This window comes from Devosia sp. J2-20, from assembly GCF_055808475.1.
This window is the reverse complement of the sequence record NZ_CM147870.1, coordinates 2,009,987-2,022,515: the sequence shown is the minus strand read 5'-3', so window position 1 is coordinate 2,022,515 and position 12,529 is coordinate 2,009,987. Positions and strand designations below refer to the sequence as shown.

Annotated in this window: 12 protein-coding genes; 11 read left to right on the top strand and 1 reads right to left on the bottom strand. The window is 62.1% G+C overall.

Going from position 1 to position 12,529, the window contains the following annotated elements; all coding sequences use genetic code 11:
* Positions 1-2: 2 nt before the first annotated feature.
* Positions 3-353 carry a HesB/IscA family protein gene (locus tag AC0L37_RS09860; RefSeq protein WP_212658209.1) on the bottom strand — a complete coding sequence of 117 codons (351 nt, stop codon included), beginning with the start codon at positions 351-353 and terminating at the stop codon, positions 3-5.
* A 99-nt stretch (positions 354-452) separates the two neighbouring features.
* On the opposite strand from AC0L37_RS09860, the gene AC0L37_RS09855 reads away from it, so the two are divergent.
* The 11 genes from AC0L37_RS09855 to surE all read left to right on the top strand — a co-directional run bounded on the left by AC0L37_RS09855 (position 453) and on the right by surE (position 12,458).
* Positions 453-1,646, top strand: coding sequence for a deoxyguanosinetriphosphate triphosphohydrolase (locus AC0L37_RS09855; RefSeq protein WP_282221269.1), 1,194 nt, complete (start codon positions 453-455; stop codon positions 1,644-1,646).
* A 30-nt stretch (positions 1,647-1,676) separates the two neighbouring features.
* Entirely contained in the window at positions 1,677-3,422 is a 1,746-nt protein-coding gene (gene argS, locus AC0L37_RS09850; protein WP_212658207.1) for an arginine--tRNA ligase, read from the top strand.
* A 99-nt stretch (positions 3,423-3,521) separates the two neighbouring features.
* Positions 3,522-5,693 carry an SPOR domain-containing protein gene (locus AC0L37_RS09845; protein WP_282221270.1) on the top strand — a complete coding sequence of 724 codons (2,172 nt, stop codon included), beginning with the start codon at positions 3,522-3,524 and terminating at the stop codon, positions 5,691-5,693.
* Positions 5,694-5,780: 87 nt separating this feature from the next.
* Positions 5,781-6,569, top strand: a complete 789-nt coding sequence (locus AC0L37_RS09840; protein WP_269369854.1) for a segregation and condensation protein A — start codon at positions 5,781-5,783, stop codon at positions 6,567-6,569.
* Positions 6,566-7,222 (top strand): SMC-Scp complex subunit ScpB, encoded by a 657-nt coding sequence (scpB, locus tag AC0L37_RS09835; RefSeq protein WP_282221271.1) that lies wholly within the window; start codon positions 6,566-6,568, stop codon positions 7,220-7,222. The genes AC0L37_RS09840 and scpB overlap by 4 nt, the downstream gene beginning before the upstream one ends.
* On the top strand, positions 7,222-8,316 hold the full coding sequence (locus AC0L37_RS09830) for an ABC transporter ATP-binding protein (RefSeq protein WP_282221272.1): 1,095 nt from the start codon (positions 7,222-7,224) through the stop codon (positions 8,314-8,316). Before scpB ends, AC0L37_RS09830 begins: the two co-directional genes overlap by 1 nt.
* Before the next feature lie 62 nt (positions 8,317-8,378).
* Positions 8,379-8,585: a twin-arginine translocase TatA/TatE family subunit gene (gene tatA, locus AC0L37_RS09825; RefSeq protein ID WP_212658202.1), complete on the top strand. Its 207-nt coding sequence runs from the start codon at positions 8,379-8,381 to the stop codon at positions 8,583-8,585.
* A 43-nt stretch (positions 8,586-8,628) separates the two neighbouring features.
* Positions 8,629-9,429 carry a Sec-independent protein translocase protein TatB gene (tatB, locus tag AC0L37_RS09820; RefSeq protein ID WP_282221273.1) on the top strand — a complete coding sequence of 267 codons (801 nt, stop codon included), beginning with the start codon at positions 8,629-8,631 and terminating at the stop codon, positions 9,427-9,429.
* A 3-nt stretch (positions 9,430-9,432) separates the two neighbouring features.
* Entirely contained in the window at positions 9,433-10,251 is an 819-nt protein-coding gene (tatC, locus tag AC0L37_RS09815; RefSeq protein WP_212658200.1) for a twin-arginine translocase subunit TatC, read from the top strand.
* A 111-nt stretch (positions 10,252-10,362) separates the two neighbouring features.
* Positions 10,363-11,691 (top strand): serine--tRNA ligase, encoded by a 1,329-nt coding sequence (gene serS, locus AC0L37_RS09810; protein ID WP_282222992.1) that lies wholly within the window; start codon positions 10,363-10,365, stop codon positions 11,689-11,691.
* Positions 11,691-12,458: a 5'/3'-nucleotidase SurE gene (gene surE, locus AC0L37_RS09805; RefSeq protein ID WP_282221274.1), complete on the top strand. Its 768-nt coding sequence runs from the start codon at positions 11,691-11,693 to the stop codon at positions 12,456-12,458. The genes serS and surE overlap by 1 nt, the downstream gene beginning before the upstream one ends.
* Positions 12,459-12,529 lie beyond the last annotated feature (71 nt).

Here is a 12,529-nt window from a genome sequence, read left to right as displayed (position 1 = left end):
GGCTAGACCGCGAAACTGGTCCCGCAGCCGCAGGATGCCACCGCATTGGGGTTGCGGATCTGGAACGCCTGGCCGATCAGATCATCGACGAAGTCGATCTCCGAACCGCCCATGAATTCCAGGCTCATGGAATCGATCAGCACCACCGCGTCGCCCTTTTGCAGAACGGTGTCGTCGCTTCCGGGCTTTTCCTGTACGAGATTGTATTCATACTGGAATCCGGAGCATCCGCCGCCGGCCACCGAAATGCGCAGCACCGTCCCTTCGGCTTCCTTGGACAGGATGCGCGACACGCGCTTGGCGGCGCTGTCGGTCAGGACGACTTGGGTGGGAGCAAGAGCGGTTTCGGTCATAATCAGTTCCGTGCCGTTTCGTAATGTCATAACGGTCACGCTAAAATAGGAACTCTGCACCGGAATGAAAAGGGCCAAAAGATTGGGCGACCATCACTGATGAGCGATACTGCTGCTTACGCTTCCAAACCTGAACTTTCTTTGGGTCGCATTGATGGCGCCGGTCCCAGCCCGACCCGCAGCGAATTCCAGCGTGATCGCGACCGCATCATCCATTCCACCGCGTTCCGGCGGCTGCAGCACAAGACCCAGGTCTTTTTCGAGCATGATGGCAATCATTTCCGCAATCGGCTGACCCACACGCTTGAGGTCAGCCAGATGGCGCGCTCCATGGCCCGGGCGCTGCATCTCAATGAAGACCTCGCCGAAGCCATTGCCCTGTCGCACGACCTGGGCCACACCCCTTTCGGCCATGCCGGCGAGCGCGCTCTGCACGCCACGATGGCACCCTATGGCGGCTTTGATCACAATATCCAGGCCATGCGCGTCGTCACCCGGCTGGAGAACCGCTATGCCGAGCATGACGGGCTCAACCTCACCTGGGAGACGCTCGAGGGCATCCTCAAGCACAATGGCCCGCTGACCAATCCCGACGGCACACCCTTTGGCAGATATGCCCAGGAGGGTTTGCCCGCCGGCTATGACGATATTCCCGCCGTCGCCGATCTGCGCCTGTCCAGTTTTGCCTCGCTTGAAGCCCAGACCGCCGCGATTGCCGACGATATCGCCTATAATGCCCATGATATTGACGATGCACTGCGCGCCGGCTTGCTCACTCTGGCCGATCTGCTCGATGTGCCCTTTGCCGGCCCCATCGTGCGCGAAGTGCTCGATCGCTACCCCGATGTGGCCCCCAAGCGGCAGGCCCATGAAGTGCAGCGCCGCCTGATCACCCGCAGTATCGAGGATGTTATCAGCACCACTGCAGCCAATATCCGCACCGCTGGCGTCACCTCCGCCGAAGACGTGCGCATGGCGGGCAAGACGCTGGTGGCGTTCTCGCCCGCCATTGCCAAGGCGGTTGCCGGTCTCAAGACATTCCTGTTCCAGCGCGTCTATCGCCATGAATCGGTAATGGTGTCGGTGCGTCAGAGCGAAAAACTCGTCTCCGACATCTTTGCGCACTATATGGAAACCCGCGACATGCCGGGGCGCTGGGGCGTTGCGGCGCAGGCCGCTGACAGCGACTCCGCACTGGCACGCGTGGTGGCCGATTTCATTGCCGGCATGACCGATCCCTATGCGCTCGATGAGTATGCCCGGCTGTTTGACGCTCGCCCGGATTTCCGTTAACCCCGGCCCACTTCAATAGTCAGGTCTATCATGGACGTTTTCGCTCTGTTTTCCGCGCGTGTCGCCAATGCGATGCATGTTCTCTACCCCGAGATTGGTGCCGATCTGCTCGCCCGCATCGTGGTTGAGCCACCGCGCGACGCGGCCCATGGTGATCTCTCCACCAATGCGGCCATGGTCGTGGCCAAGCCGCTGGGCAAGAACCCGCGCGAAGTGGCCACCGCTCTGGTCGATCACTTCAGGCACGATAGCGACGTCACCAGCGTTGAGGTGGCCGGCCCCGGCTTCATCAACTTCCGGCTCGATGCGCCGGTCTGGCATCAGGTGCTGCGCGCCATTTCCCAGCAGGGCGCCGATTACGGCCGCTCCACGCTCGGCGGCGGCGCGGCGGTCAATATCGAATATGTTTCGGCCAATCCGACCGGGCCCATGCATGTGGGCCATACCCGTGGCGCCGTCTTTGGCGACACCCTGTCCTCGCTCATGGCCTATTCGGGCTATGAGGTGACCCGCGAATATTACATCAACGACGCTGGCAGCCAGATCGACACGCTGGCCCGTTCCACCATGCTGCGCTACCGCGAGGCTCTGGGCGAAACCATCGAGATCCCGCCCGGTCTCTATCCCGGTGATTATCTTGTGCCCGTCGGCGAGGCACTCAAGGTCGAGTTTGGCGACAGCCTGCTGGCCAAGCCCGAAGCGGAAGCGCTGGCCATCGTCAGGGAGCGGGTGCTTGTTGCCATGCTCGAGCTGATCAAGGCAGATCTGGCACTGCTGGGCATCCATCACGACGTGTTCTTCTCGGAGCGCCAGCTACACGGGCAGGGGGGCGATATCGACCTCACCCTGCAGTGGTTGCGTGAAAAGGACATGATCTATCAAGGGCGTCTCGAAGCGCCCAAGGGCAAGACGCCCGAGGAATGGGAAGATCGCGAGCAGACGCTGTTCCGCGCCACCGACTTTGGCGACGACACCGACCGCGCGCTGATCAAGTCCGACGGCTCCTATACCTATTTTGCCGCCGACATCGCCTATCACCGCAACAAGTTCCTGCGCGGCTTCAACCACATGATCAATGTGCTTGGCGCCGACCATTCCGGCTATGTCAAACGCCTGCAGGCCGCTACCAAGGCTGTCTCGCTGAACGCCGCTGATATGGATGTTCGTATCTGCCAGCTGGTGCGCCTGCTCAAGAACGGCGAACCCTTCAAGATGTCCAAACGCTCCGGCGATTTGGTCACGCTGGCCGATGTGGTTGAGGAAGTTGGCGCCGACGCGACTCGCTTCATGCTGATGTATCGACGCAATGACGCGTCCATGGATTTCGATTTTGCCCTGGTAAAAGAGCAGACCAAGGACAATCCCGTATTCTACGTCCAGTACGCTCACGCCCGCGCTTATTCGATCTTCAAGACCGCGACCCGAGACCTGCCGGCGCTCGATACATCACCCGCAGCGCTCGCCGCTGCCGAGATCGAACGTATTGTCACGCCTGAAGAACTCGACCTGGTTCGGGTGCTCGCCGCCTGGCCGCGCACTGTCACTGCAGCCGCTATTGCGCATGAACCGCACCGTATTGCATTCTACGTGCATGAGTTGGCTGCGGCGTTCCATGGCTTCTGGGCTAAGGGCAAGGATGACCCGCAGTTACGTTTTGTTAACTCTGACGACCCAAAGCTGACTTTAGCCCGACTCGCCTTGGTTGACGCTGTCCGTCAGGTCATCGTCAACGCGTTGGGAATTCTGGGGGTCTCCGCACCGACGGAGCTTTCATAATTCGGGCGTAATACTGTGTTGAGTCGCGCAAATTAGCCCGCTTTGGGCGCCGTTGCAGGAACCTAGAGGCGCTGCTTTATGCTAGCGAAATCGTAGCGAATGGCCGGACAATCCGAAGCCGCAGACGACCTGATCGCGGAACTCGCAAAGCTGATGGCGCAGGATGCGCAGGATGACCGTCAGGGACCAGTCTCTGGTTCGCCGGCTCAGCCCGCTCCCGTCATGCCCGTGCGTATTCCCGGCGATAGCGACCCCAAGGCTGCAGCCAAGGGGCCGGCCGAGTTTCTGCGCTCATTTTCCGCGACGGCTGCTGAACCCGCAAAGCCCCGGAATGCCGCCAGTGTGGCGCCAGATCAGCCATCGTCACCTCAGCCAGTCGCGACTCCTGCTGAGCCCGAACATGTGCCGTTCCACTTTGACTTCGATTTCCGTTCCGAGGACATGCCTGCCACCGGCGTCGAGGATGCTCCAGCCCAGCCTGCCGCACCCGAGCAGGCGGCCCCGGCGCCGCACCCTGACGAACATGACAGTATTGCCGATCTGATTTCAGCCGAGCTGGCAGCTGATCCCGGTCCTGCGCCGCAGCCGCAACCGGCCGAGCCTGCGCCAGCAGTTCCCACTGCGGCGCCTGCACCAAGCACGGGCCCCGCATTGATGAGTGCCTCTGTCGCCGCCAGCCTTGGGGGGCAGAGCCGCGAGAGCATCGGCGCGCCGCGCACCGATAATGATCGCTTCAAGGTGCCACCAGTATTCGGTCTGGGCTCCTCAGCGGGCCGCACCGCGCCAGCAGCCAATCCTGCACCCGTTGCCGCACCAGCGCCCAAGGCCGAGCCGGTCCAGGCCCATCAGGTGTTGCCACAATCTGCCGAGCCCGCTGTTGTTGCGCCACCGGCGCCGTCTGCTGATGATTCTGTCGGCCTCGACCCGATCGACGAAATCGAAAGCCTGATTGGTCGGGCAATGCGGGTCGAATTTGATCTGCCCGAAGATGATGCGCAGGCCAAACCAGCCCCGGCACCCGAGCCGGAGGCCATTGCGGTCGCGCCCGTCGCTGCGCCGGTTGAACCGGCTGCCAAGCCAGCAAGGCCGGTGCCAAGTCCGGCATTGCGCAGCCTGGCCACGCCGACGCCGTCGGTTGACCATGCCCAGGATATGTCAGCGGCCGATCAGACCATTTTTGCAGCCGCGCAAGCCACGGGTGCCAAGGTCGGCTGGGTCAACGCCCCCGAAACTGAAGAATTTGAGCCCGAAGCCTATGCAGCTGCTCCGCGGCAGCGTGCTGGTGCGGGCATTTCGCGCGCCCTCGCTGGGCCGTTGGTCGCCATCACACTGCTTCTGGCCGCTGGCTTTGGCCTGTACTGGGTTCTGGGTTTGGGCGGTCGCGAAGAAGGTCCGGCACCGCTGCTGGTGGCTGATGAGAGCCCGGTCAAGGAAGTGGCGCCTGCCGCTTCAGCCGAGGATGATGCTGGCACGCAGTCCATTGTCTTTAACGAAATGGACGGCGTTTCCGCTGGCGCAGACGAGCAATTGGTCTCGCGCGATCAGGCCGACGTCAACGAGGTCACGCAGGTGGCCGCGGTACCGACCGATTTGAGCGAAGAGGGACTGGCAAACCGCAAGGTACGCACGGTCAAGGTTCGTCCCGATGGCACCATTGTCAGCGGCGACGATAGTGTGGCTGGCAGTGCCATTCTGCCCGTTGACCGGCCCAATGTGCCAGCAGTCCCCGGCGCTGAAACAGCAACGCCTGAGCTTCTGGCCAATGTCGAACCCGCCACACCGACACCAGCTGAAGCAGCACCCGCAGCTACAGTCACACCGGTTGAACCCGGCTCGACCGTTCCTGCTGTTGATACCCAGGGCAATCCGATTGCCGGCAAGACCGCTGTCGTGCCCCGCATCCGTCCACCCGGCTTGACCCTGCCAGTAGCCACACAGGCCTCAGCCGTGCAGGCAACACCGATTGCTCCGGCGGTTGAACCTTCCCTGAGCATTCCCGGTGCCACCGAGGTTCCCGCTCTGGCAGACACGGCGCCTGCCTATGTGCAGTTGGCCTCGCAGCGCAGCGAAGCCGATGCCCGCCAGTCGGCCCAGAACATGGTCACCCGTTATGGCCCGCTGTTCGGTGGAGCCAATCTGGAAGTCCAGCGTGTAGATCTGGGCGTCAAGGGCATCTACTACCGCGTGCGCGTGCCGGCCAACTCGATTGAACAGGCCAATATGATCTGCACCAACGTCAAGGCAGCGGGCGGCGACTGCTTCACCCTTTAGGGGTGTTGCGGCGCCCCTGCCACGCTTGACGCTCGCCCGGTCAGCGGCCAAGGATGACGCGATGTTTCCGCAGCCCGGCATGCTTTGATGACCACCGCCCAGACCGACTGGTTTGATACGCCGGCCCCGCCTGCTGATGACGACGTCATGTATGTCGATGTCGATGGCTATGAGGGGCCGCTTGACCTCTTGCTCGATCTGGCCCGCCGCCAGAAGGTGGACCTTGCCTCCATCTCTGTTCTGGCGCTGGCTGAGCAATATCTGCGCTTCATCGAAAAGGTGCGCGAGAAGCGCATTGAGGTCGCTGCCGACTATCTGGTGATGGCCGCCTGGCTGGCCTACCTCAAAAGCCGCCTGATGGTGCCGCAGAGCGCTTCTGATGATGAGCCCTCCGGCGAGATGCTCGCCGCCATGCTGCAGTTCCGTCTCAAGCGTCTTGAGGCCATGCGTGCCGCTGCCAGTCAGTTGATGAACCGTCCCCGTCTGGGTTTTCAGGTCTATGCGCGCGGCATGCCCGAACCCATCGAGATCAAGACCCGCAGCCTGTGGGAAGCCTCGCTCTACGATCTGCTCAAGGCCTATTCCACCCAGCGTGAAAAGGGCGTGGTAACCGATTACGCGCCCATCCAGCGCACGGTCTGGTCACTGCAGGACGCCCGCGATATCCTCCAGCGCCTGATCGGTGATAGTTTTGACTGGGTGCCGATGGATACCTATCTGATCGACTATCTGGCCACGCCCGCCGAACGCGCCACCATTCGCGCCTCGACCTTTGCTTCCAGTCTCGAACTGGTGCGCCAGGGCCAGATCGATATCCGGCAGACCCAGACCTTTGGGCCGCTTTTTGTCCGACGTCACCGGGGCGAGGACACGTGAACGACCATCCAGACGAAACTAGCCAGGTCAACGAGCGCAATCTACGCGTGCTCGAAGCGGTACTTTTCGCCTCTGTTGAGCCGCTCGATGTGCACAGTCTGTTAGCCTATGTGGGGGAAGGCGCCGACATTGCTAACCTGCTCATCACCCTGCAGCAGCGCTATGCCGGTCGCGGCGTCAATCTGGTGCAGCGCGGCGACAAATGGGCCTTCCGCACCGCCGAAGATCTTGGGTTTCTGCTGCGTCGTGAGGAAAACGAGACCCGCCCGCTTTCCCGCGCCGCGCTCGAAACCCTCTCCATCATCGCTTACCACCAGCCCGCAACCCGGGCGGAGATCGAGGAGGTCCGAGGCGTCGCCACGGGCAAGGGCACCATTGATTTGTTGATGGAGGCCGGCTGGATCCGCATGCGCGGCCGGCGCCGGACCCCCGGGCGCCCGGTAACCTACGGTACCACCGACGCTTTTCTCGATCACTTCGGGCTCGAAAGCCTGAGCGATCTTCCGGGCCTCGACGAGCTCAAGGGCGCCGGCCTGTTGTCGGGGCGTTTGCCGTCCACCATGCAGATCCCGCTTCCCTTTGACGGCGCACTGCGCGATGACGAGGATCCACTGGACCCCGACGATCTCGACGGCGAGGACGAAAACGCCTGATGACTGAAGAACTTGCAGGCTGGGGAACGCGCGGCACCACTGGTGTCAGCTTCGCCGCCACCCTCGAATTTGATGCCGTTGACGTCCGCCTTGGGGGCAGGGCGGTGCTCAACCAGTTCAGCCTCACCATGCGCCCCGGCGAGATCGTCTGCCTGCTCGGCGAATCGGGCTCAGGCAAATCTACCGCGTTGCGCGTAGCCGCCGGTATTCAGCCAATCCACGCCGGTGCCGTCCGCATTAACGGCGAGACCGTCTCCGCGCCCGGCCTCACCGTGCCAGCGGATCGACGTGGTGTTGGCCTGATGTTTCAGGACTTTGCGCTGTTTCCGCACCTGACGGTGCTGCAGAACGTTCTGTTTGGCCTGCGCCGCCTGGGGCGTGATGCCGCACTGGGGCAAGCCCGCGCTGCACTGCGCCGCGTCGGTCTGGGCGATCGTGAAGCCGATTATCCCCACATGCTTTCAGGTGGCCAGCAGCAGCGTCTGGCCCTGGCACGCAGCGTCGCCCCGCGTCCCGGCGTGCTGCTGCTCGACGAGCCATTCTCCAGCCTGGACGCCCGACTGCGTGAAACCGTGCGCGAGGAAACTCTGGCCGTCCTGCGCGAAACCAATGTTACCAGCCTGATCGTCACCCATGATCCCGAAGAGGCCATGGTGTTGGGCGACCGCGTCGCGCTGCTGCGCCAGGGCCGCATCGCACAGATCGGTACAGCGGCCGAAATCTACCGCAATCCGGTGGATTTGAGCGCCGCGCGCTTCTTTTCGCCGCTCAGCGAAATCGAGTGCGTGGTGCGAGATGAACAGGTCCAGACGCCGCTGGGCGACGTCGCCACGCCAGGCCTGATCGACGGCAGTCATGTCACCATCGCCATCCGGCCGGCCGGCGGTGCGCGTATTCGCCAGTCGGGGCCGGGCACCCCGGGTCGCATCACCAGCAAGCGCGATGCAATCGGCGAGGACATCTGCGAAGTCAAAGTCGCCGGCCTCGACATCCCATTGGGTGTTCGCCAGCCCGCCAGTGCTGCTTTGGCCGTCGGTCACGACGTCTTCGTGACCCTTAACCCGGAACACGTTCTTGTGTTTCCCCGCGTTTGAACCTATTTCTGGCCTATATCTTCGCGTGTAACGCGTTCTGAAAAAGTTTTAGGGAGTTGAAAATGCACGCGCCAGGAATTTGGGGTATTCTCGTTGTTGCCGTCGTCGTGATCCTGCTGTTTGGTCGCGGCAAGATCTCCGGCATGATGGGTGAAGTTGCCTCGGGCATCAAAGCCTTCCAGAAGGGCATGAAGGACGACGACGACAAGCCTGTTGAGCGTGTCGCGACGACCACTGAGACTGCTCAGCCTGAAAAAAAGGACGTCTAGGACGTTCCTGACCGTCGCGCCTTTGCTTTGAGGAATAAAGACTATGCTCGGCTTGGGCTGGACAGAGATGCTGGTGATCGGCGTCATGGCGTTGATTGTGATCGGGCCGAAAGACCTGCCAGTGGTGATGAACCGTATTGGCAAGGTCGCGGGTCAGATCAGGCGTATGGGCACTGAGTTCCAGCGCGAGATCAACAAGACCACGGGGCTGGACGAGGTGCGCAATCTGCGCAACTCGATCACCGCGCCGCTTAAAAAGACGTCTGATGAAATCCGCAAGGAATTCAACGCGATGACGCCGACTGGCGCCAAGCCGTCCGGCGTCATCAAGCCAGCCGATCCCGATGCGGAAAGCGTCGTTGACGAGATCAAGGCCAAGGCTGGTATGAGCGAGCCCGCCAAGCCAAAGACAGCCGACGAAATTGCCAGGGAAGCCGGTTTCAAGCCTGCCGGCCCGGCGCCCAAGACCTCTTCGGCAACCTTTGGCAAGCCAGCCGCCAAGGCCGATGAGCCTGCGACGGCCGCTGACGAGCCTGCAGCAAAGCCAAAAGCGGCCCGCAAGGCCCCCGCCAAGGCCAAGGCAGCGCCGACCAGCCCTGTGACCAGCGGTGACCTGCCAGCCGTTGCTGACGTTAAAAAGCCGACACCCGCCAGGAAGCCCACTGCCAAGAAGGCGGCGCCAGCAGCTAAAAAGACTGCGCCTGCTAAGGCTGCCGCGACCGGGGCTGACGCCGACGTCACCCCCGCCAAGTCGGCGCCGAAAAAGCGCGCTCCGGCCAAATCCAGGGCTGCCGCAACGCCCAAGGCCGCACCGAAAACCGCCGCCAAGGCCGGGGACGAATAGACCATGGCCGATCCCAAGCAGATTGAAGACAAGAGCGCCGAAACCCCGGACGAACTCGCAGGCAGCGAAGCGCCTTTGCTCGAGCATCTGGTCGAACTGCGCAAGCGGCTGATCTATTCGGCCATCGCGATCGTGGTGTTGATGGCATTCTGTTTCATCTTCGCCAGCACCATCTACGAGTGGCTGCTTATCCCCTATAAGCGCTCCGTACCGGGCGCCAATCTGATCTTCACGGCGCCGCAGGAGCTGTTCTTCACCTATCTCAATGTCGCCCTGTTCGGCGCCATTTTCCTGGGCTTCCCCTTTGTTGCCAGCCAGATTTACATGTTCGTGGCGCCCGGCCTCTACAAGCATGAACGCAAGGCGTTTATCCCTTATCTTGTAGCGACCCCGATCTTCTTCCTCGCCGGTGCGGCGCTGGTTTATCTGGTCGTGCTGCCCATGGCATTGCACTTCTTTGCCGGTATGCAGACCGACGATATCGAGATGCTGACGAGCGTCAGCGAATATCTCGGTCTGGCCATGCTGCTCATTCTGGCGTTCGGAATCTGTTTCCAACTGCCTGTCGTGCTGACGCTGCTGGCGCAGATCGATCTGGTCAATGTTGAACTGCTCAAGAAGGGCCGTCGCTACGCTATCGTGGCAATCGTGACCTTTGCTGCCTTCATCACCCCGCCCGATCCGATCTCCCAGCTTGGCCTTGCCCTGCCTATGTACCTGCTCTACGAACTCTCGATCTTGTCCGTACGGATGGTCGAGCGCCGCCGTGCCGCGGCTTTGGCCGAGCAGGAAGCGGAAACCTCCGGCTCATCGTCCGAATAGACCCTCAGCCTGTCCGGGGCCGGGGGGTAGTATCCCTCGTGGCCTCGCAGGCGCGCCACGAGCCAGCTTTTAGCCTGTACCAATCAGAGGCGGGCGGTGCCCGTAACAGCCATGTTCGATATCAAGTGGATCAGAGCCAACGCCGAAGCCTTCGACGCTGCCGTATCACGGCGCAAAGGAGGCTCTGCCAGTGCGTCTGAACTGCTCGCCATCGATGATCGGCGGCGCGAGATTATCCAGCGTCTCAATGAAGCCCAGGAACAGCGCAATGCGCTGTCCAAGCAGATTGGTCAGGCCAAGGCGCAAAAAGACGAAGCCAAGGCTCAGGCACTGATGGCAGAGGTAGCCCAGCTCAAGGAATTCATCCCGCAGGGTGAAGCCGATGAGCGCGCCGTGGAGCGCGAACTGCACGATGCCCTCGCCGTCATTCCCAATCTGGTGTTCGACGACGTGCCCGATGGCGCCGATGAAACCGACAATGTCGAGTATTTTGGTGCCAATGGCACGGCCGAAACGGCCGCAAGGCAGCGCGCGCCAAAGCCCAGCTTCAGCTTCACGCCCAAGGAGCATTACGAGGTTGGCGTCGCCGCGCGCGACATGGACTTTGAAGCTGCGGCCAAACTCTCGGGTAGCCGGTTTGTCGTGCTCAAGGGCCAGATCGCCCGGCTTGAACGCGCCCTGGGCCAGTTCATGCTAGACCTGCACACCACCCAGCATGGGTATATTGAAGTCCAGCCGCCACTGTTGGTGCGCGACGAAGCGCTGTTCGGCACCAACCAGCTGCCCAAGTTTGAAGACGATCTGTTCTTCACCCCGCATGGCGACTCGCGCCTTGCCCTGATCCCTACTGCCGAAGTGCCGCTGACCAATCTGGTGCGCGAAGCGATCCTGTCCGAAGACGAACTGCCGCTGCGCATGACGGCGCTGACCCCGTGCTTCCGTTCCGAAGCCGGATCTGCCGGTCGTGATACGCGCGGCATGCTACGCCAGCACCAGTTCAACAAGGTCGAGATGGTCTCCATCACCACCCCGGAAACCTCGATTGAGGAGCATGAGCGCATGCTGGGCTGTGCAGAAGCCGTGCTGCAAAAGCTCGGCCTGCATTACAGGGTCATGGACCTGTGCACCGGTGATGTCGGTTTCGGCGCCAGGCGCACCTACGATCTCGAAGTGTGGCTGCCGGGCCAGAATGCCTATCGCGAGATTTCGTCGGTTTCGGTGTGTGGTGACTTCCAGGCACGCCGTATGGACGCTCGCTATCGTCCCGCTGGTGAGAAGCAGGCGCCGCGCTTTGTCCATACCCTGAATGGCTCGGGTACTGCTGTTGGCCGCTGCCTGATTGCCGTACTGGAAAACTACCAGCAGGAAGATAGCTCCGTTCGCGTGCCGGACGTGCTGCAGCCCTATATGGGCGGTCTGACCTCGATTGGCGGCCAGTAATGGGCCTGCGCATCCTCATCACCAATGACGATGGTGTGGATGCGCCCGGCATCGCCATCATGGCCGACATCGCGCGGGCGCTCAGTGACGACGTCTGGATTGTTGCCCCGGATGGCAATCAGTCAGGGGCAGGGCACCGGCTCAGCTTTGGCCACGAACTGACAATCGACCAGCGCGACGCCCGCACCTTTGCCGTGGTCGGCGGGTCGCCCGCCGACTGCGTGGTGGCCGGCATGACCCACCTGCTGGGTAACCGGCCCGCCGATGTGGTGCTCTCTGGCGTCAATGCGGGGCAGAACCTTGGTGACATCGTCAATTGCTCGGGCACCGCAGCGGGAGCCCGTGAGGGCGCCATGCAGGGCGCCATCGGCATTGCCATGAGTCAGGGGGTCGATTACGAGATCAGTCGCGATGTCGACTGGTCCAATGCCAAGGCACATGGTCTGGCTGCTGCCCGCGCGGTCATTGCTGCCGCACAAGGGCGGGAGCACTACTACAACGTCAACTTCCCGTTCTGTGACCCCGCCACCACCAAGGGCATCGCCGTAGTGCCGCTGCAGCGCTTCTCACGGTCGCCGTTCAGCTATTATCCCAGCGACAATGCCGGCAAGTTCTTCGTGGCCATTCCACAGACTCCATTGCCGCTCGATCGCGGCGCCGATTTTGAAACCATGCGCCGCGACGGCTATGTCACCGTCACGCCGCTTCTGCTGCAGCAGACGGATATGGGGCTGGCCGAGCGCCTCAATGGCACGCTGACACTCTAGCGCAAAGCGCGGGTTGGCAGGCGATTTGCACAGGCCCGCGTTCTTAACCTTACTCAATCCGGAATCGATGC